This is a genomic window from Devosia aurantiaca (assembly GCF_011058215.1).
GTDB lineage: Bacteria > Pseudomonadota > Alphaproteobacteria > Rhizobiales > Devosiaceae > Devosia > Devosia aurantiaca.
This window is the reverse complement of the sequence record NZ_JAALFG010000003.1, coordinates 166,216-184,588: the sequence shown is the minus strand read 5'-3', so window position 1 is coordinate 184,588 and position 18,373 is coordinate 166,216. Positions and strand designations below refer to the sequence as shown.

Below are 18,373 nucleotides of genomic sequence, written 5' to 3'. Positions count from 1 at the left end.
ACGCGTGGTCGAATGTCTCATTGCAAGACGCCACGACGCGGCGCTTTTTAGACCCATGAACATTCCACCCGACCACCCCAATCGCCAGGCCATCATGGACGAAGTCCATGCCAGGCCTGTAGAAATTGTCCCGGAGGCCTGCCGCGTACGGCGGCTGGTGCTGGTCATGCCGGGCGAACCCGGCGCCATGCACCGCGCCTTCGGACGGTTCGCTGCATTTCGCAGCGCCGACGGCATCGCCCTACCCCAATCCGGCAGCCGGCAATATAGTTTTAGTACGCGAAATCATGAAGTTACGTGGGAGTTCCACACCGAGTTCGTGACCATCACCTGGCGCGCCGCCCCGATGACATGGAAAGCTGGCCGGACGATATCGGGCTCGATGCCATTGGCGAGGGCATGCTGATCGGCGCCATGCGCATCGACGTTATCGCCGATCAAACCGTCCCCGAGCGCCTCCTGCCGGCCTTCAACCTCCCAAGCCTTTGCTTGTCCGATGTGGACAATGGCAAAGGTCAGGTTGTGACGGACTTCACGCCGGATCGGGATCGCTTCACCCGCTTCGAGTTTGCGGCAGGTGGGCTAACAACCCTCCGCCGCTCGATATTGTTGCGGCGGCTGCTCGAAGTTGAGGCCTACCGCAACATGGCCCTACTTGGCCTTCCGCTTGCCCGTGCAGCCTCGCAGGACCTGCGCGAAATGGAAACCGAGCTGTCGCAGGTAATCGGCGATCTCTCCGAGGCCACGACGCCCAAGGGCGCGCAGGTCGTGCTCGACGCGCTCCATCGCCTCTCGGTTCGCTCGGGCCAGGTTTCCGAGCGGCTCGGCTATCGCTTTGCCGCCGGCCGCGCCTATGGCGAAGTGCTCCACACCCGCCTCGCCGGCCTGCGCGAAACCGGCACAAACAGGGGTTCGACGTTGACCCACTACATCGGCAACCGGGTCGATCCCGGGCTAGCAACTTGCGCCGCGATCGAGCAGCGACTTGCCGTCCTTTCGAGCAAGATCGAGCGCGCCATCGGCCTCTTGAACGTGCGTATCGGCGTCGATATGCAGGTCCAGAACGCCACGCTGCTGGACAACATCGCCCGCACGGCGCGCAGCCAGTTCCTTTTGCAGCGCACCGTCGAAGGCCTCTCTACCATCGCCATCAGCTACTACCTTCTCGGTATCGTCAGCTATCTCCTGGCAGGGCCTCTGACGCATTTGCACTGGGACAAGACCATGGCGCTGTCGATTGCGGCGCCCTTTGTTGTGCTCATCGTCTGGCTGATGGCCCGCTCGGTGCGGAAAGCGCATGAGATCAAATAGCGACAGCAGCTAAACTATTCTCAATACTGTATTAACCATAATCGTGCATTTGTTGTTCACCATATTTCAGGCTCCGGTGAATTTCATGAAGCGCGTTGCCGCCTCTCTGCTTGCTCTCTCCTTCGTCATGCCGGCTGCCCACGCTGCCGATCTGATCATCGACACTCCTGTCGAACCCATTGCCGTCGCCGGCTTCGATTGGAGCGGTTTCTACGCAGGCGTTTTTGCCGGCTATGGCGGTGGTCGCCCTGAAAGCTTCATCGCCGCTACCGGTGCCGTCAGCCCGGTCGATACACGCGGCGGCCTGCTCGGCGCGACCGTCGGTGCCAACGCGCAGTTCGACATGTTCGTGCTCGGTGTTGAAGGCGATATTGCCTGGAGCGGCATCGAGGGCAGCGACGCTTGTGAAGGCGCACCGGGCTTCCAGTGCAATGGCCGTCTCGACTGGACCGGCAGCGCCAAGGTCCGCGGCGGCGTAGCGCTCGACCGCCTCCTGGTGTTCGGGACCTTGGGCCTTGCTGCTGGCGGCATTAACGCTTCGACCACTCCAACCCCTGCCGGCACGACCGGTCGCTATGAGACCACTGTCTATGGCTGGACCATCGGCGCAGGCGCAGAATATGCCGTTACCGACGCCATCAGCGTCAAAGCCGAATATGCCTATACCGACTTCGGCACTACCCAGGCGCCCGCCGGCACTCTCGCGGGTTCGCCGGACGATCTGACCATCGGCACCCATGTCGCCAAGGTCGGCGTCAACTTCCACTTCTGATCGGGAAACGGGCAGTGCCTCGGCACTGCCCCGCGCTATCGTCAATATTCGTCCAACCGCTACTTTACCGCGATCCCCCGCTGCGATTGCCGGAGCGGGGCCGTTGCGTCGACGATCCAGTCTCGGAACGCCCTGATCTTGGGCTGATTGCGACGTGTCTCGGGGTAGACCAGGTAATAGGCGTGGCCGTTCCAGCCTACGGTTTCAAAGGGCTGCACGAGGCGGCCTGATGCCATCTCTTCGGGGTAGAAGGCCGGCGTCATCATGGCAAATCCCCGTCCCGCCGCCACGGCCGCGGCCTCCATATATTGCGACTCGAGGCGGCTGAACGGCCGGTCGTCGAATTTTGGCGGCTCGATGCCGCTGAGTTCGAGCCACTTGATGAACCAGGGATCGTCCGGCGTGATCTGCGGCACCCGCAGCAGGTCACGGGGCTCGCGGATCTGGTATTCTTCCATGAGCTTGGGGCTGATCATCGGCGCGAACTCGGCGTCGAGCAGCCGATGATAGACCAGACCCTCGACCTCGTGGTTGGTGGCGCGGATGACGGCGTCAAACTCCTCGGCAGCGAAGTCGACAAGATGGCCCGAGCTTTCGACCCGCACTGCAATATCGGGATGGGCAAGCTGGAACAGCCCGATATTGGGTGCCAGCCACTGGCTGGCAAAGGTCGGAACGCTGCTCAGTGCAAGCATGCCATCGACCTGGCCGCGCGATCGGGCGAAACCGCTCCGTAGAAGCTCGAAGGCTTGGGCAACCTCGGGGGCCAGACGCAAACCTGCCGCGGTCAGTTCCACCTGCCGCGGCTTGCGCAGGAAAAGAGGCGTACCGACGCGCTCTTCAAGCAGGCGGATCTGATAGCTGACCGCTGCCTGCGTCATGCCGAGTTCTTCGGCGGCGCGGGTGAAGCTCAGATGACGGGCAACGGCCTCGAAGGCCCGGATAGCGGCCAGGGGCGGTAGCGTCATGCATAAACCCTCCTTATGCACCCCCGTTGACGTTTGGTTGGAATGCGCAGGCAGTCAGGCGCATGATTTGGTCCAAGTCAACCAGATTGGAGCACTGACCATAAGGCCAGTGAATGAATGCCATGTTCACCTTGCCCAGTTTTCTAGCACTGCTACTGCCCCTTCCTGCCTTGGGAGACCATGAGGGATCGGAGCGCCGCCGCAAGCTCAACCTGCTCCGCCTCCCCCACCATCTGCGGCGGGATATAGGCGCCGATGATTACGAGAACCCTGCCGATGACCCGCGCTGGGCGCGGCGCTTCGATCTTGAACGCTAGCGCTTGAGGTTTATCGGGCTTGGCCTAAAACAGCGTCATGTCCAAGACCACGCCCGCAACTCTCGCCCTGACCAAGGCCGGGATCGCCTTCAGCCTCGCCACCTATGCGTACGACCCCAATGCGGAACGCGTGGGTTTGCAGGCGGCCGAGGCAATGGGGGTTTCTGCTTCGGAAGTGTTCAAGACGTTGATGGCAGAGCTCGATGGGAAGCCGATTTGCGCGATCGTTCCTTCCGATGAGGAGGTGAACATGAAAAAGCTCGCCGCAGCTTTGGGCGGCAAGTCAGCGCAGATGATGAAGCCTGCCGATGCCGAGCGCCTGACGGGCTTTAAGGTCGGTGGCATTTCCCCGCTCGGCCAGCGCAAGCTCGTGCCGACAGTGCTGGACGAGCTGGCGACGCTTTATGACGAAGTCTATCTTAATGGTGGGCAGCGGGGCCTTCAGATCCGGATCAAGCCGGACGATCTTGTCTCGGCCTTAAATTGCGTCACGGCAGACGTCGTTCGATAATTACCCGCCCCAAACGATAAAAGGCGCCCTGGTGGACGCCTTCATCGGACACTTAGCGATGTTTAGAACTTAGGCTGCGTAGGTGCCGCGAGCGATGTTCTTGATGTCGCCCTTGGTGATGCCCAGATCGTTCAGCTGACGGCTGTCGAGCGAATTGAGCTCACGCATAGTGCGCTGGTAACGGGCGAAATCTGCAAGCTTCTTGGTGATGTTCATTTCGGTTCCCCTTCGTTGGTGACCTCTATGTAGATCGGCGGGGTCGTGATTAGTAGTTGGCCTTGCTGCACATCCGTTATGCAGTCGATGCAAACGAAATAGGCATTTGGGTTCATGAAGGGTTCATCTTTCGCTGGAGCTTTAAGGAAGCCTTAGCAAAGGTTAATGCGGTAAGGTGTTGTTTCAAAAACAAAATGCCCGCATGTCCAGCCGGACATGCGGGCATTTAAATTTTTGACCATTTGGTCAGGAGCTATGCGTCTGCGCGGACCTTCTCGCCCTCTTCTCGCGCGACCCGGCGATCTTCGCGCAGCTCGAACCACATGGCGTTGAGGATGCCGAAGGCACAGGCGAGGCCAAGGCCAAGGATCCAGGAAAAATACCACATCTTAGATCTCCTAATAGGCGTTGGGGTTCTTGCTGAGGCTGTCTGTCGACACTGTGCCGCGCATCACCCGGAACACGAAGCCGGTGTAGAGAATGATGATGGGCAGGAATAGCAAGGTCATCAGCAGCATGATGAAGAGCGTGAGATGGCTCGACGAGGCGTCCCACAGCGTAAGGCCGGAATTGGGCTGCGTGGCCGAAGGAAGGAAGAACGGGAAGAGCGACAAACCCGCCGTCGAGATGATGCCAAAGATTGCCGTGCTCGACCCGAGCAGAGCGAGAGTTCGGGCTCGGCCGCGGAGCGCGATGGCCGCCACGGCGAGGCCGGCAAAGGCAATGATAGGTGCCGAGAGCATCCAGGGATAAAGCCGGTAATTGTTGAGCCAGCCGCCAGTGACCAGTTCAACGGTCTTGGATAGAGGGTTGATCGGGCTATTGGGGTCAATGACGCTGGTGACGACGTGACCAGGAAGGAATCCAAGCCAGAAGCCGGCAAGCGCAAACAAGGCAGCGGTGACGAGCGCGGCAAGAACGCCATAGGTTCGTGCCCGCTCCGCCATGGCCCCTTCGGTCCGGCCGGCAATCACCGAAGCGCCCTGCACCACGATCATGCCGACGCTGACCAGCCCGGCCAGAAGCGCAAAGGGCATCAGGAGGCCCAAGAAGTTGCCGGTGTAGAAGATGCGCATGGTGTCATCGAGGTGGAAGGGTGCGCCAAGGAGAACATTGCCGACGGCCACGCCCATGATCAGCGACGGAACGACACCGCCGACAAAGAGGCTCCAGTCCCAGACGGCGCGCCAGCGCAGGTCTTCGACCTTGCCGCGGAACTTGAAGCCGACAGGCCGCAGGATCAGCGCCAGGAGGATCACCAGCATGGCGAGGTAAAAGCCCGAAAAGCTCACCGCATAGAGTGGCGGGAAGGCTGCAAAGATGGCGCCGCCGCCCAGGATCAGCCAGACCTGGTTGCCTTCCCAGGTCGGTCCCACGAGATTGAGCAGAATACGCCGCTCATCGTCGGTGCGGGCCGCGAAGGGCAGAAGCGCACCAACGCCCAGATCGCGCCCGCCCATAATGGCAAAGCCTATCAGGAGCACGCCAAGCAGCAGCCACCAGATCAGCCGCAGGGTTTGGTAATCGAGGGGAATGCTGCTCACGATCCGAGCTCCTGGGTGACGGGGTTTTTCGGCAGGGCTGCGATAACGAAATCGTCTTCATCGTCAGCCGCCAGGAACTTGTCCTTGGGACCTGCCTTGACGGTGCGGATCATCAGGAAAACCATGACAATGAGCAGGGCCGTGTAGAGCAGCACAAAGAAGCTCAGGGACAGGACGAGGTCGAGCACGGTGAGGCCCGACGCGGCGTAGAAAGTGGGCAAGACGCCTTCCACGACCCAGGGCTGGCGGCCGAACTCGGCGATGAACCAGCCCGACTCGATGGCGATCCAGGGCAGCGGCAGGGTGAAGACGCTGAACCAGAGGAACTGGCGGTTTGTCTCGATCCAGCCGCGCGAGGCACGGTAGAACCAGACCCCGAAGAAGGCGATGAAGAAGAAGCCCAGGCCCATCATGATGCGAAAGGTCCAGAACAGCGGCCAAACGCTGGGGCACCGTATCGGCGGCAGCCTGGGCAATCTCCGCATCCGTGGCGTTCTCGACATCAGCGCGGTAGCGCTTGAGCAGGAGCGCGTAGCCAAGGTCGGGCCAAGTCTCCTCGAACACAGCGCGCGCTTCAGCATCGCCCTTGGCACGGATCTCTTCGAGCGCTTGGTAGGCAACGAGCCCCGAGCGGATGCGCTCGTCAGCGCGGGCGACCAGCTCGTTGATGCCGTCGAGTTCTTCGGTAAGCGAGCGCGTGGTGATCAGACCACCCAGCCACGGGACCTGCAATTGCCAGATCGGCGTGCCATCTGCGCCGGGGATGGCCAGCACCGTCCAGGGGCTGGTGCCGGTTCGGTGTGGAAGCTGGCTTCTATGGCCGCAACCTTCATCTTCTGATGTTCGGTCGCGACATAGCCGCTCTCGTCGCCGAGGACGACGACCGACAGGGCAGAGGCCAGACCGAAGCTGGCCGCCACGACCATCGAGCGCTTGGCGAGTTCAATATGCTTGCCCTTGGCGAGATAGAGCGCCGAGATGGCCAGCACGAAAACGGCGCCGCAGAGATAGCCAGCGCTAACGGTATGGACGAATTTGGCCTGCGCGACGGGGTTGAAGATCACCGCGATGAAGTCGGTGATCTCCATGCGCATTGTGTCGGGATTGAACCGGGCGCCGACCGGGTTCTGCATCCAGCCATTGGCGATCAGGATCCAGAGCGCGGAAAAGTTTGCGCCGATCGCGACGAGCCAGGTGACGACCAAGTGACCGATTTTGCTCAGACGGTCCCAGCCGAAAAAGAACAGACCCACAAAGGTGGCTTCAAGGAAGAAAGCCATCAGCCCTTCGATAGCGAGAGGCGCACCGAAGACGTCGCCGACATAGTGGCTGTAATAGCTCCAGTTCATGCCGAACTGGAATTCCATGACGATGCCGGTGGCAACGCCCATGGCGAAGTTGATGCCGAAGAGCGTGCCCCAGAACAGGGTCGCCTTGCGCCACACCGAGCGCCCGGTCATCACATAGACGCTTTCCATGATGGCCATCATGAAGGAAAGGCCCAGAGTCAGCGGTACGAAGATGAAGTGATACATGGCGGTGGCAGCAAACTGCCATCGCGAAAGGTCGACAACGAGACTGTCGATCGGCATTAGGATGCCCCATGGTTGCGGCGGCCGGAATCGGGGCTGCCAATAGCCCTTCCCTACGCTCCTCGGGTGGAGCGTACCTTGATCCAGATCAAGGCGGGTCCATCCTAACCCGACTAGGGTAAGCGTTAGTTGAATGGAGCGCCCGTGACCGCCCGAGGCCAAACATCGAGGAAGATGCTGAACCGCTTGCAGCGGCATGGCGGGGCTGCCTTGTGGCTTGCCATGATCTTGCCGCTGATCGGCGGCGGGCTTCTGGTCTGGCAGGCCTGGACGCTGGCGCATGTCCTGGGTGAAACGATCGAAAACCATGCGGCGCCCCAGGCGCTGATGCCGTCGGTGTTGCTGATCTTAGGGCTGCTGATCGTCCGGGCGGGTCTCGGTGCCATCGGTGAACAGGCAGGACTGGTCGGCGCCGAGGCGATCAAGCAGCAGCTTCGGCAGGTGTTGTTCGCGCAGCGGCTGGCGCGTTCGCCGCGGGATGCGGATGCGCCGGCCTCGGGACTTTCGGCCAGTGCCATAGTGGACCAGGTTGAGGCGCTCGATGGCTATTTCGCGCGCTACTTGCCGGCATCGATCCAGGCGGCGCTCTTGCCGCTGGTGTTCGGCGCGATCATCCTACCGCTCGACTGGGTCGCAGGGGTGCTGTTTCTCGTCACCGCACCGTTGATCCCGATTTTTATGGCGTTGGTGGGTTGGGGCGCGCAACTTGCCACCGACCAGCAGGCACAGGCGCTGAGCCATCTTTCCGGCCGCTTTGCCGATCGGCTTCGGGGCATCCTGACGCTCAAGCTCTTTGGGCGCGCCGAGGCCGAAACAGCTGGAATTGTTCAGGCAAGCGAAGCCTTGCGGGTGCGTACCTTGCGGGTACTGCGCATCGCCTTCCTCTCCTCGGCAGTGCTGGAGTTCTTTGCGGCGCTGGGCGTCGCGGGCGTTGCGCTTTATGTCGGCCTCACCTTTATCGACTACCTGCAGCTGCGGACAACGCCGCTGACACTTTCGACCGGCATGTTTTTGCTGCTGATGGCTCCAGAAGTTTACAACCCGCTCAGACTCCTGGCTGCCCATTACCATGACCGGGCGACGGCGAAGGCGGCATTGCTGGAGATCGAGACGCAGCTTGGCGATTTTCCGGAGGCTGCATCGCCGCTTGCCGACATCGAACCGCGAGCAGGCACTCCAATCGGGGTGGAGCTCGTTGGGCTGACGTTGCGGACGCCCGACCGGATGCGGGCCGTGCTCCAGGATCTGTCGTTGAGCGTCAAGCCCGGCCAGCATGTGGCCCTGCTTGGTCCGAGTGGGTCGGGCAAGTCGACCTTCCTCGAGCGTCTAGCGCAACTGCGCGAGGCGGAGGGGTCCGTGCAATTGGATGACCGCGCCATCTCGGATTGGCCGGAGGCGGAGCTGCGGGGCCGGAGCTTCCTGTTGCCGCAGAAGCCGCGGCTGATCCACGGCAGCATTGCCGACAACATCGCGCTAGCCCGCCCTGGTGCCTCGCGCCGGGACATCCAGCGGGCGGCGGAGCAGGCCTTAGTGGCGCCGTTTGCCGCGGCGCTGCCGGACGGGCTGGATACCATCATCGGCGAGGATGGGCTGGGGCTTTCCGGCGGACAGGCGCAGCGGGTTGCCGTTGCGCGGCTCTTTCTGCGTGAGGCAGGCTTGATCCTCCTCGATGAGCCAACTGCGCATCTCGACCAAGCGCTGGAGGCTGAAGTCATGGGCAATATTCTTGCTTTTGCCCAAGGCCGCACCTTGATCGTTGCCACCCATTCGCTTGCCGTGGCCGCAAGCATGGACAAGGCCTGGCGCATTGCAGGTGGTGGGCTGCTCGATATGCCGGTTCGCCGGAAAAGGGGCGCAGCATGAGGGCTCTTCTGACATTTCTGCCGCTCTACAGGAGGCGTCTGGGGGCATTGCTGCTGGCGCTTCTTTTGTCGCTGGTCACCATTGTATCGGGTGTCGGACTGCTGGGGACGTCCGGGTGGTTTATCACTGCATCGGCACTGACCACAGCTGGGCTGGCCTTCAACCTCTTTGTTCCATCAGCTGGGGTGCGCGCTTTTTCCTTCGTCCGCATTCTCGCGCGCTATGGGGAACGACTGATCGGTCATGACGCAACGCTGCGGTTGCTGAGCGATCTGCGCGGCTGGCTATTTGCGGCGCTGTTTCCGCGCCTGCCGCTGCCGGATCGTTCGCTGCGCCATGGCGACCTCGTCAGCCGGCTGACGGCTGATGTCGACGCGCTGGACACGGCCTTCCTGGTTGCGGTCGGTCCGCTGGTTTCGGCAGTGGTCGTCGGTGCCGGAATGACAGCGGTGATGGTCTGGCTGCTTCCGGGAGCCGCCCTCCCCTATGGCTTGGCCATGGCCGCGGCTGCCCTCGTTGTGCCAACGCTGATGGTCGTGCTTGGCCGCAATGCCGGACGGCGGAGTGTCGAGGCCAATGCGGAATTGCGGGCGCAAGTCTTGGACGGCGTTGCGGGGCATGCCGATCTCACCTTGCTCGGCGTGCTCGGGACCGCGGTGCGGCGTTTCGCCGGGGCAGGTCTCGTCGCCAGTGGGGAGCGGCTTCGGCTGGGTGGACTGGCGACCGCAGGTGGCTTTGCCGTCCAGGTGCTGGCGGCGCTGGCGCTGGTCGGCACTCTGCTCGCCGGGCTGGATGCGGTGGCCGCCGGTAGGCTGGAGGGGCCGGTAATGGCGGGGTTGCTGCTGGCCGTGCTCGCGAGCTTTGAGGTGACCAGCACGATCGTGCGCAGCGTCAGCAAGGCCACCAGTGCCATGGCTGCGGCGGAACGGCTGCAAGCCTTGGCTGCCCTGCCGCCAGCTGTCGCTGAACCAACGCAGCCCCAGGTCATAACTCCGGACGCCTCGATTGGCTTTGATCGTGTCACCTTCGGCTACGGTTCGCTGCCTCCGGTACTCGACGATTTCTCGCTCGCGATTGGCGCTGGCGAGCGGGTTGCGATAAGCGGGCCGAGCGGCGCGGGAAAGTCCACCATCCTGCGGCTCCTGCTGCGGCTTGCCGAACCGCGTCAGGGGCAGGTTACGCTAGGCGGTACGAAAGTGGACCAGTTCGCCACGGCTGATCTGCACGCCCATATGGCGCTGCTCAGCCAGGATAGTCCGGTGTTTATCGACACCGTCCGCAACAATCTGCTGATCGGGCGCGACGATGCCAGCGACGAAGAGTTGTGGGCGGCGCTGGGGAAGGCGCAACTGGAAGAGCATGTTGCGAGCTTGCCCAGGGGGCTCGATACGCTGATCGGCGAGGCAGGCCGTACCCTATCGGCAGGCCAAGCGCGGCGGCTGTGTCTCGCGCGGGCGCTGGTCTCAGCGGCTCCGGTGCTGTTGCTGGACGAGCCGACCGATGCGCTGGATCGCGAAACGGAGTTGGCCTTCTTCGAGACTCTGGCCGAAGCGACAAAGGGACGTACCGTGGTGCTGGTCACCCACGCCAGCCTGCCAGAGGGTACCGTGGACAAAATCTACACGCTGCGAGGCGGCCGCCTGCGCTAACCGCAGCGAAGGCGCAGGCGGGCGAGGTCTGGAACCGTCACGTGGCGGTAATTTTGGATTTCGATGATGCCGTCGGCCTTGAGCCTCGTCATCTGACGGCTGACGGTCTCGATGGTGAGGCCTAAAAAGTCGCCGATGTCGGCACGGCTCAATGGCAGGTCGAAGGTCGTGACTTCGCCCTCGTCGGTCGGATCGATGTGGGTCGCGATGAGATAAAGGAAGCTTGCGACCCTTTCAGCGGCACTTTTGCGCCCCAGCGTCACCATCCAGTCGCGCGCTTCGTCGAGTTCGCGCAATGCCTGCAGCATGACGCGGCGCTCCAGAGGCGCGCTCTCGGTCAACATGGATTCAAGGACCGGCTTGGGGATGAGGCAGAGGTCGACCTCAGAGGCCGCTTCGGCGCTGACCCGGCTCTCGGTGGCAAAGGGGCGGCCGAGAAGATCGGGTGCAAACTGGAGACCAACGACCTGTTGCCGCCCGTCTTCGAGCACCTTGGTGAGCTTGACCACGCCGCGCAGCACATTGGCAAAGGATGCGATCGGCTCGGCATCAGCCATCAGTTCCTCGCCCGGGGCGCGGCGAACGCGGCGGGTGGATTTGGACACGGCGACGAGCTGCTCGGGCGTGAGCGAGCCGCAGATGCCCTGATGCCGGGCTTCGCAACTTTGGCAAAGCAGCGGAATGTCCGAATTGTGGATGTCTTTGCGAACCGTCTGTATCATCTTGGCTCCGGTGACAGAGCCGAAATAATCCTCGCGCGTCGCAACTATAAGACGCGTGAATGTCGCTGTGCCAACTGGTCGCAGCGATTTGCACCCAACCCTTGACCTTACCATAATGGGAAGGTCTATATGGATGAGGACGAGGTGAAACCATGAACCAGCACGTCCCGCAATCAGTAACTCTCGACATCGCCGGCATGACCTGCGCTTCCTGCGTGGCGCGGGTGGAACGCGCCCTGCTCAAGGTTCCGGGCGTCGAATCGGCCTCGGTCAACCTGGCGACGGAGCGCGCCACCATTGCCGGTGGGGACAGCGGAGCGCTGCTCGAGGCGGTGCGCAAGGTGGGCTATTCCGGGGCTCTCCGGCAGGCCGATGCGCCGGCGCGGGACCATGACCACCATGACGAGGATGCGGCGGCGCTGCGGCGTGACGTGATCATTGCGGCCATTCCTACCGTGCCGCTGTTTGCGGTGGAAATGCTGGGGCATGTCCATATGCCGTTCCACATGTGGCTGATGTCGGTCGTGTCCATGGACGTGCTTTGGCCGGTCTATTTCGTGCTCGCCACGTTTGTGTTGTTCGTGCCGGGATTGCGGTTCTTCCGCCATGGCATTCCCGCTTTGTTGCGGGGCGCACCGGAGATGAATTCGCTTGTGGCGCTGGGGGCTGGAGCCGCCTGGCTGTATTCGAGCGTTGTCACTTTTGTGCCGCAGCTGGTGCCGGCGGAGACGCGCTTTGTGTATTTCGAAGCTGCAGCAGTGATCGTGACGCTGATCCTCGTAGGGCGCTGGCTGGAGGCTTTGGCGAAGGGTCGGACCGGGGAGGCTATTCGCCGGCTGGTGCAGCAGCAGGCCAAGACAGCGCGGGTCGAGCGGCATGGCGCTACCATGGACGTGCCGGCAGAAGACGTGCGCGTCGGCGACATCATCGTGGTGCGGCCGGGCGAGAAGATCGCCGTGGACGGCGAAGTTGTGGATGGGGCGAGCCATATCGACGAGTCGATGATCTCGGGCGAGCCTCTTCCCGTCTCGAAAACTCCGGGTGCAGCCGTGATTGGCGGCACGCTCAACACGTCTGGCAGCTTCCGCTTTCGAGCCACCAAGGTGGGTGGCGATACCATGCTGGCGCATATCATCCGCATGGTCGAGGACGCACAGACGGGAAAGCTGCCGATCCAGGCCGTGGTCGACCGCATCACACTGTGGTTTGTTCCGATGGTGATTGGGCTCGCGGTTTTGACCGCCCTTGCCTGGCTGGTGTTCGAACCGCAGTTCGCGCTGGTCAATGCCGTGGCCGTGCTGATCATTGCCTGTCCTTGTGCCATGGGGCTGGCGACGCCCATGTCGATCATGGTGGGCACGGGCCGCGCAGCCCAGCTGGGCGTGTTGTTCAGAAAGGGCGAGGCGCTGCAGCTGTTGCGTGACGCAAAGGTTGTGGCTTTCGACAAGACCGGCACGCTGACCGATGGCAGGCCGGCGCTGACGGACTTCATCCTGGACGATGATTATGAACATGACGAGGTCCTGGCTTTTGTTGCGGCAGTCGAGAAGCGCTCCGAGCACCCGATCGCCCTGGCTATTGTGACAGCTGCCGAAAAGGCACGGATGGTTTTGCCAGAGGTGGAAGGCTTTGCGTCCGAACCGGGCCGTGGGGTCTCGGCGACGGTGGGTGGCCGGAAGGTCGAAATTGGCTCCGAGCGGATGTTTGCAGAGCACAATCTGGCCGATTTCAACACGGCTCGGCTGGCGGCTGAGGGCAAGACACCGGTTTACGCTTCCATAGACGGCAAGCTGGCCGCAGCGATCGTCGTGGCCGATCAGATCAAGCCGACCAGCAAGGCGGTGATCGCTGCGCTTCATGCGATGGGTATCGAAACGGCCATGATCTCGGGAGATAATCAGCAGACGGTGGAAGCGATTGCGAGGCAGCTGGGCATCGACCGCGTCGAGGCCGAAGTGTTGCCGGCTCAGAAGCTTGCCGCCATCAAGGCTCTGCGCGAGCGGCATGGGACGATTGCCTATGTCGGTGACGGCATCAACGATGCCCCCGCCCTGGCCGAGGCCGATATCGGCATCGCGGTAGGCTCCGGGACAGATGCCGCGATCGAAAGCGCTGACGTGGTGCTGCTCGACGGCGACCTGCGCAAGGTTGCGACGGCGCTCAAGCTCAGCCGGGCGACGCTGCGCAACATCTACGAAAACCTGGGCTGGGCCTTTGTCTATAATGCGGTGCTGATCCCGGTCGCGGCTGGTGCTCTCTACCCTGCCTTCGGAATACTCCTGTCGCCGATGCTGGGCGCCGGAGCGATGGCTCTGAGCTCGGTATTCGTCATCGCCAATGCCCAACGCTTGCGCGGAGTGACGCCATGAACATCGGTCAAGCTGCGGAGCGGTCCGGCGTTTCCGCCAAAATGATCCGCTATTACGAAGGAATCGGCTTGATCACCGCGCCGGCACGCACGGGCAGCAATTATCGGGTCTATGGCGAAGACGAGGTGCATGTATTGCGCTTCATCAAGCGGGCGCGGACGCTGGGCTTTTCGGTGGAAGAGACGGCGACGCTACTGGGCCTGTGGCAGGATCGATCGCGCGCCAGTGCCGAGGTGCGTGACATTGCCAAGGAGCATATCGTGGCGCTCGAAACCAAGATTGCCGAGCTCAATGGCATGGTGTCGACACTCAAGCATCTGGTCCATTGCTGCCACGGCGACGACCGGCCCGACTGCCCAATCCTGGACGATCTTGCACAAGGAAACCCACAATGAAGCATACGATCCTCGTCAACGACATGACCTGCAATCACTGCGTCGGCACGGTCCGCGGCGCGCTCGAAGACGCGCTGCAGGGCGCCGAGGTCGAAATCGATCTCGACAGCCACAAGGTCAGCTTCGAAGGCGATCGGGCAAAGGGTGAGGCTGCGATCCGCGAAGCGGGGTATACGCCAGAGGCTGCTTGAAGCTCTAGTATGTCAGATTTGGTGAGCTCCAGCGGCACCAAGGTTTAGGCGGGCGTCGCCCGGAGCTCGGGTGATAAATGCATAGGATCGGGTGACGTTCCTGCGACATTGTGACCAACAGAAAGGGCGCCTTTCGGCGCCCTTCCTGTTTGTCCGGTGGGGGCCACTCGAGCACAGCTCTCATGGCCTTCTCGCCTCTAGTCGCTCCACCGGAGCGATTAGCCCATACGGACGGCTCGAAGTCAGAACGGGGAGTCGGGGAAGTAGTAGGCTTCCGCATTTTCCTGGGTGATCAGCGGCGAACCGAGGATGTAGGAGCCGGTGACCGGGCCGTTCGAGGTGAAGTGGGCAACGGTCACGTCCATGGCGGTCGCAATCTGGGCAGGCGGATAGAGCACGTCGACGGGGACGAGCGCATCGCCATCCATCACGCCCTTGATGATTTCCTTCATGCCGGCGCCGCCGACCACGAACATTTCAGACTCGCGGCCAGCCTGCTTGATGGCTTCGACCACGCCGAGGGTGATGTCGTCGTCCTGGGCCCAGACGCCGTCGATGTCGGGGAAGCGCGACAGGAAGTCCTGCATCACTTCGAAGCCGTCGTCACGGTTCCAGTTGGCGAATTCATCGTCGAGAACGTTGATGCCGGTACCTTCGATGGCGCCCATGAAGGCGTCGAAGCGTTCGGTATCGAGCACGGTCGGAATGCCGCGCAGGATGACGATGTTGTCGCCTTCCTTGAGGCGGGTCTTCATGTATTCGGCCGAGTTGACACCCATTTCGGTGTTGTTGCCGGAAACATAGACGTCCTGGATGGTCGGATCGGTGAGACCACGATCAACCACGGTGATGAAGGCGCCGGTGTCCTTGACGGCACGGACAGGCTCGGTGAGCGGCTCGGATTCGAACGGCAGCACGACAAGGGCGTCGATCTGCTGCACGGAGACGAGATCTTCGAGATCGGATGCCTGGTCTTCCGGACCGTCGGCGGTCACGATGACAAGGTCGATATTGGGGTTGGCAGCTTCGAGGCGCTTTTCAGCTTCGGCGGCGTGCCAGTTCAGGCCACCCATGAAGCCGTGCGTTGCGGCGGGAATGGAAACGCCGATGGTGATCTTTTCGTCCTGCGCCACGGCGCCGCCGACGAGAGCGCTGGTGGCCAACAGGCCCAGTGCAATTGCCTTCAAAGACATTGTAGTCCTCCCTAAGTGAATTGGCGCTTTGCGAGCGCCGGTTATCCTGCCCATACGGGCCGGAATGCTTATTCGGCTGCCTTCTTGCGGCCGGCCCGGAAGGAGCCGCGCTGCAGGTAAACCGCCGCAACGATGATCACGCCCTGCACTGCCCCATTGAGGTAGTTGGAGATGATCTCGGTGAGATTGAGAATGTTGCCGATGGCGGTGAGGATCAGCGCACCGATAATGGTGCCGCCGACCCGGCCGAAGCCGCCCTTGAGCATGGTGCCGCCAATGATCACCGCGGCGATGGCTTCGAGTTCCCACAGCACGCCGGTCGCAGCGGAAGCGGAGCCCAGACGCGGCACATAGATGATGGTGGCGAGCGAGACGCAGAGGCCCTGAAGAATGTAGGTCCAGGTCTTTACCCGATCGACCTTGATGGCCGAGTAGCGGGCGACGTGCTCGTTGGAGCCGATCGCCATACAATAGCGGCCAAAGGCAGTGCGGTTCATCAGGATCCAGCCAATGATGGCGACAAAGATGAAGACCCAGACCGGATAAGGAATGCGCAGGAAGCTGTCGTAATAAACGGGGCGATAGATGTCGCGCGCATCACCGGCCAGCGAGAGCGTGCCGCCATCGGCGAAGTAGGTGACCAGGGAGCGATAGATGCCCATCGTGCCCAAAGTCACGATAAAAGCTTCGATCTTGGCTTTGGTGGTGAGGAAGCCGTTGATGAACCCGGCGCCGACGCCCAGGATCAGCGAACAGCCGATGCCGAAAAGGACGGTTGCGAGCGAGGCGCCCATCGCATCGACGGCCCAGTTCATGATGATGATCATGACGCCGGCGATGAAGGCCGCCATGGAGCCGACCGAAAGGTCGATGCCGCCGGCAGTGATGACGAAAGTGGCGCCGACGGCGATGATGCCAATAAAGGCGGAGCGGGTCAGGATGTTGGTGACGTTGCCTTCGCCCAGAAACAGCGGGTTCAGCGAATAGCCCAAGATCACCAGCAGGATCAGCGCGATCAGCGGGCCGGCGGTCTTGAGGTCGAGGCGAAAGCCCCGGCTGGGCTTGGCGGCCTCAGGCGCTGATACGGTTGTCATTGTCCCCATCCTGCTTAATGCCTGCGGCGTACCGCATGATTTCTGCTTCCACGATCTCGGCGCCTTCGAGCTGGCCGGCGAGGCGCCCGTTGCGCATGACCAGCACGCGGTGGGCAAGACCGATCACTTCCTGCATCTCGGAAGAGATGACGATGATCGATTTACCCTCGGCGGCGAGCGCTGCAACGATGTGGTAGATTTGTTGCTTAGTGCCGACATCGATGCCACGCGTCGGCTCATCCATGATGATGATGTCGGGCTCGGTTTCCATGGTCTTGCCCAGCATCAGCTTCTGCTGATTGCCGCCGGACAGCTGGCCGACGCGTACCGAGGCGTCGCGGGCGCGAATATCGAAGCGGCGGGTGGCACGTTCGAGCGCCTGCTGTTCGCTGTTGCCGTCAAGGAAGCCGTTCTTGAGGTGCTTCTTGAGCGTCAGCAGCGTCAGATTTGGCTGCAGGCCGACATTGAGCAGCAGACCACGGCCCTTGCGATCCTTGGTCATGTAGGCAAGGCCGGCATCGACAGACTTGGCGACATCAGTGAAGGCGGTCGGCTGGCCATTGAGCGAAACATCGCCGGCCGACTTGTTGGTCAGCCCGACAATGGCCTCGGCGACGGCGGTGCGGCCGGAACCGATAAGACCGGCAAAGCCCAGGATTTCGCCGCGGCGCAGATCGAAGGACACATCCTTGACGCCGGGGGCGACAAGGCCGCGAACGCTGAGCACGATCGGCGCATCGACATCGGGCTCGTGCTTTGGCGGGTAGAGGTTGGAAAGCTCGCGCCCGACCATCATCTGGGCGATGGAATCTGGCGTGAGGTTCTCGGTGCCGACGGTGGCGATCAGCTGGCCGTCGCGCAGCACGGTGACGCACTGAGCCAGAGCCATGATCTCGTCGAGCTTGTGCGAGATGAAGATGACGGCAACGCCGCGGGCCGTGAGGCGGCGGATCTGTTCGAACAGGGTCTCCGTTTCGCCCACGGAAAGCACCGCGGTGGGCTCGTCCATGATTAACACGCGCGCATCTCGGCTGATGGCCTTGGCGATTTCCACCATCTGCTTGTCGGCGACGGACAGGGTCGAAATGCGCGCATCTGGATCGACCCGGACATGAAGCGAGTCAAGGATCTCGGCCGAACGGCGGCGCATCTCGTTGAGGTCGAGAAAGCCCCACTTCTTGATCTCGCGCCCGAGAAAGATCGAGTCCGCTACCGTCAGGTGCTCGGCAAGATTGAGCTCCTGGTGGATCAGGACGATCCCCATAGCCTCAGCTTCTCCGTTGGGCGGCAGCGTGACAGTCTTGCCGTCGTAGACAATCGTGCCGGAGGTTGGCTGCTCGATACCCGATAGGATCTTGATGAGCGTGGATTTGCCCGCGCCGTTTTCGCCGATGATAGCGTGAACCTCGCCGGGGCGGATATCGAAATCGACGCTGAACAGCACCGGGATTTCGCCGAAGGATTTGGAAATGCGGTTCGCCGACAGGATCGACGGCGCAGTTGTGCCTTCGGCGATAGACATGTTCGAAACCCCTCCCCGGACATGGCAGGTGACCCAGCTCTTTGTCCTTGATCGATGATGTAAAGGTTTTCATGAATGCTGTAAAGGTTTACACAAACGGAAAACGGGTTAACCGTATCGGGAGGGTCTGGCGCGGACGACGCG

General features: G+C 62.1%; 18 protein-coding genes and 1 pseudogene. 10 read left to right on the top strand and 9 right to left on the bottom strand.

What is annotated here, in order from left to right; all coding sequences use genetic code 11:
- Positions 1 to 55: 55 nt before the first annotated feature.
- The 3 genes from G5575_RS21210 (at position 56) to G5575_RS14170 (ending at position 2,083) form a co-directional block, all read left to right on the top strand.
- Positions 56 to 406 carry a DUF3422 family protein gene (locus G5575_RS21210; RefSeq protein WP_164534898.1) on the top strand — a complete coding sequence of 117 codons (351 nt, stop codon included), beginning with the start codon at positions 56 to 58 and terminating at the stop codon, positions 404 to 406.
- Positions 352 to 1,311, top strand: coding sequence for a DUF3422 domain-containing protein (locus G5575_RS14175; protein WP_164534897.1), 960 nt, complete (start codon positions 352 to 354; stop codon positions 1,309 to 1,311). The genes G5575_RS21210 and G5575_RS14175 overlap by 55 nt, the downstream gene beginning before the upstream one ends.
- Positions 1,312 to 1,396: 85 nt before the next feature.
- Positions 1,397 to 2,083, top strand: a complete 687-nt coding sequence (locus tag G5575_RS14170; RefSeq protein ID WP_164534896.1) for an outer membrane protein — start codon at positions 1,397 to 1,399, stop codon at positions 2,081 to 2,083.
- Between the two features lie 59 nt (positions 2,084 to 2,142).
- On the opposite strand, the gene G5575_RS14165 is transcribed toward G5575_RS14170, so the two are convergent.
- Positions 2,143 to 3,051, bottom strand: coding sequence for a LysR substrate-binding domain-containing protein (locus G5575_RS14165; protein ID WP_164534895.1), 909 nt, complete (start codon positions 3,049 to 3,051; stop codon positions 2,143 to 2,145).
- Positions 3,052 to 3,164: 113 nt separating this feature from the next.
- Here G5575_RS14165 and G5575_RS14160 point away from each other — a divergent pair, with 113 nt between their 5' ends.
- Both G5575_RS14160 and ybaK read left to right on the top strand, forming a co-directional pair.
- Positions 3,165 to 3,368, top strand: a complete 204-nt coding sequence (locus tag G5575_RS14160; RefSeq protein WP_207633159.1) for a hypothetical protein — start codon at positions 3,165 to 3,167, stop codon at positions 3,366 to 3,368.
- Between the two features lie 37 nt (positions 3,369 to 3,405).
- Positions 3,406 to 3,879: a Cys-tRNA(Pro) deacylase gene (gene ybaK, locus G5575_RS14155; protein WP_164534893.1), complete on the top strand. Its 474-nt coding sequence runs from the start codon at positions 3,406 to 3,408 to the stop codon at positions 3,877 to 3,879.
- Positions 3,880 to 3,948: 69 nt separating this feature from the next.
- Here ybaK and G5575_RS14150 read toward each other — a convergent pair whose 3' ends face one another.
- The 4 genes and pseudogenes from G5575_RS14150 to G5575_RS22305 all read right to left on the bottom strand — a co-directional run bounded on the left by G5575_RS14150 (position 3,949) and on the right by G5575_RS22305 (position 7,231).
- On the bottom strand, positions 3,949 to 4,095 hold the full coding sequence (locus G5575_RS14150) for a DUF1127 domain-containing protein (RefSeq protein ID WP_164534892.1): 147 nt from the start codon (positions 4,093 to 4,095) through the stop codon (positions 3,949 to 3,951).
- 253 nt (positions 4,096 to 4,348) lie between these two features.
- A complete protein-coding gene (cydX, locus tag G5575_RS14145; RefSeq protein WP_164534891.1) occupies positions 4,349 to 4,483 on the bottom strand; it encodes a cytochrome bd-I oxidase subunit CydX in 135 nt (44 codons plus the stop codon).
- 10 nt (positions 4,484 to 4,493) lie between these two features.
- The gene (gene cydB / locus G5575_RS14140; RefSeq protein ID WP_164534890.1) at positions 4,494 to 5,639 is read right to left on the bottom strand and encodes a cytochrome d ubiquinol oxidase subunit II; all 1,146 of its coding nucleotides are present in this window, start codon (positions 5,637 to 5,639) and stop codon (positions 4,494 to 4,496) included.
- Positions 5,636 to 7,231: pseudogene (locus G5575_RS22305) on the bottom strand (cytochrome ubiquinol oxidase subunit I). Before G5575_RS22305 ends, cydB begins: the two are co-directional and overlap by 4 nt.
- A gap of 174 nt (positions 7,232 to 7,405) precedes the next feature.
- Between G5575_RS22305 and cydD the strand changes: the two are divergent.
- Together cydD and cydC are read left to right on the top strand one after the other, a co-directional pair.
- Positions 7,406 to 9,094 (top strand): thiol reductant ABC exporter subunit CydD, encoded by a 1,689-nt coding sequence (gene cydD / locus G5575_RS14130; RefSeq protein ID WP_164534889.1) that lies wholly within the window; start codon positions 7,406 to 7,408, stop codon positions 9,092 to 9,094.
- A complete protein-coding gene (gene cydC, locus G5575_RS14125) occupies positions 9,091 to 10,743 on the top strand; it encodes a thiol reductant ABC exporter subunit CydC (RefSeq protein ID WP_164534888.1) in 1,653 nt (550 codons plus the stop codon). Before cydD ends, cydC begins: the two co-directional genes overlap by 4 nt.
- Here the strand turns inward: cydC and G5575_RS14120 are convergent.
- Positions 10,740 to 11,465, bottom strand: a complete 726-nt coding sequence (locus G5575_RS14120) for a Crp/Fnr family transcriptional regulator (RefSeq protein WP_164534887.1) — start codon at positions 11,463 to 11,465, stop codon at positions 10,740 to 10,742. The two genes, cydC and G5575_RS14120, sit on opposite strands and share 4 nt — an antisense overlap.
- Before the next feature lie 152 nt (positions 11,466 to 11,617).
- Here G5575_RS14120 and G5575_RS14115 point away from each other — a divergent pair, with 152 nt between their 5' ends.
- The 3 genes from G5575_RS14115 to G5575_RS14105 are packed head-to-tail and all read left to right on the top strand — an operon-like array spanning position 11,618 to position 14,420.
- Entirely contained in the window at positions 11,618 to 13,834 is a 2,217-nt protein-coding gene (locus G5575_RS14115; RefSeq protein WP_164534886.1) for a heavy metal translocating P-type ATPase, read from the top strand.
- A complete protein-coding gene (cueR, locus tag G5575_RS14110; RefSeq protein ID WP_164534885.1) occupies positions 13,831 to 14,229 on the top strand; it encodes a Cu(I)-responsive transcriptional regulator in 399 nt (132 codons plus the stop codon). The genes G5575_RS14115 and cueR overlap by 4 nt, the downstream gene beginning before the upstream one ends.
- Positions 14,226 to 14,420: a heavy-metal-associated domain-containing protein gene (locus G5575_RS14105; RefSeq protein WP_164534884.1), complete on the top strand. Its 195-nt coding sequence runs from the start codon at positions 14,226 to 14,228 to the stop codon at positions 14,418 to 14,420. The genes cueR and G5575_RS14105 overlap by 4 nt, the downstream gene beginning before the upstream one ends.
- Positions 14,421 to 14,662: 242 nt before the next feature.
- Here the strand turns inward: G5575_RS14105 and G5575_RS14100 are convergent, their stop codons facing one another.
- From G5575_RS14100 to G5575_RS14090, 3 genes are all read right to left on the bottom strand, one after another.
- Complete coding sequence (locus G5575_RS14100; RefSeq protein WP_164534883.1) at positions 14,663 to 15,613, bottom strand: substrate-binding domain-containing protein; 951 nt, start codon at positions 15,611 to 15,613, stop codon at positions 14,663 to 14,665.
- A 68-nt stretch (positions 15,614 to 15,681) separates the two neighbouring features.
- Positions 15,682 to 16,707: an ABC transporter permease gene (locus G5575_RS14095; RefSeq protein WP_164534882.1), complete on the bottom strand. Its 1,026-nt coding sequence runs from the start codon at positions 16,705 to 16,707 to the stop codon at positions 15,682 to 15,684.
- Positions 16,685 to 18,229, bottom strand: a complete 1,545-nt coding sequence (locus tag G5575_RS14090; protein WP_164534881.1) for a sugar ABC transporter ATP-binding protein — start codon at positions 18,227 to 18,229, stop codon at positions 16,685 to 16,687. Before G5575_RS14090 ends, G5575_RS14095 begins: the two co-directional genes overlap by 23 nt.
- Positions 18,230 to 18,373 lie beyond the last annotated feature (144 nt).

What these genes read in the sequence shown, in the direction of transcription:
- G5575_RS21210 (WP_164534898.1), top strand. Translation starts at nt 56, where the DNA reads ATGAACATTCCACCCGACCACCCCAATCGCCAGGCCATCATGGACGAA.
- G5575_RS14175 (WP_164534897.1), top strand. Translation starts at nt 352, where the DNA reads ATGGAAAGCTGGCCGGACGATATCGGGCTCGATGCCATTGGCGAGGGC.
- G5575_RS14170 (WP_164534896.1), top strand. Translation starts at nt 1,397, where the DNA reads ATGAAGCGCGTTGCCGCCTCTCTGCTTGCTCTCTCCTTCGTCATGCCG.
- G5575_RS14165 (WP_164534895.1), bottom strand. Translation starts at nt 3,051, where the DNA reads ATGACGCTACCGCCCCTGGCCGCTATCCGGGCCTTCGAGGCCGTTGCC.
- G5575_RS14160 (WP_207633159.1), top strand. Translation starts at nt 3,165, where the DNA reads ATGAATGCCATGTTCACCTTGCCCAGTTTTCTAGCACTGCTACTGCCC.
- ybaK (WP_164534893.1), top strand. Translation starts at nt 3,406, where the DNA reads ATGTCCAAGACCACGCCCGCAACTCTCGCCCTGACCAAGGCCGGGATC.
- G5575_RS14150 (WP_164534892.1), bottom strand. Translation starts at nt 4,095, where the DNA reads ATGAACATCACCAAGAAGCTTGCAGATTTCGCCCGTTACCAGCGCACT.
- cydX (WP_164534891.1), bottom strand. Translation starts at nt 4,483, where the DNA reads ATGTGGTATTTTTCCTGGATCCTTGGCCTTGGCCTCGCCTGTGCCTTC.
- cydD (WP_164534889.1), top strand. Translation starts at nt 7,406, where the DNA reads ATGCTGAACCGCTTGCAGCGGCATGGCGGGGCTGCCTTGTGGCTTGCC.
- cydC (WP_164534888.1), top strand. Translation starts at nt 9,091, where the DNA reads ATGAGGGCTCTTCTGACATTTCTGCCGCTCTACAGGAGGCGTCTGGGG.
- G5575_RS14120 (WP_164534887.1), bottom strand. Translation starts at nt 11,465, where the DNA reads ATGATACAGACGGTTCGCAAAGACATCCACAATTCGGACATTCCGCTG.
- G5575_RS14115 (WP_164534886.1), top strand. Translation starts at nt 11,618, where the DNA reads ATGAACCAGCACGTCCCGCAATCAGTAACTCTCGACATCGCCGGCATG.
- cueR (WP_164534885.1), top strand. Translation starts at nt 13,831, where the DNA reads ATGAACATCGGTCAAGCTGCGGAGCGGTCCGGCGTTTCCGCCAAAATG.
- G5575_RS14105 (WP_164534884.1), top strand. Translation starts at nt 14,226, where the DNA reads ATGAAGCATACGATCCTCGTCAACGACATGACCTGCAATCACTGCGTC.
- G5575_RS14100 (WP_164534883.1), bottom strand. Translation starts at nt 15,613, where the DNA reads ATGTCTTTGAAGGCAATTGCACTGGGCCTGTTGGCCACCAGCGCTCTC.
- G5575_RS14095 (WP_164534882.1), bottom strand. Translation starts at nt 16,707, where the DNA reads ATGACAACCGTATCAGCGCCTGAGGCCGCCAAGCCCAGCCGGGGCTTT.
- G5575_RS14090 (WP_164534881.1), bottom strand. Translation starts at nt 18,229, where the DNA reads ATGTCTATCGCCGAAGGCACAACTGCGCCGTCGATCCTGTCGGCGAAC.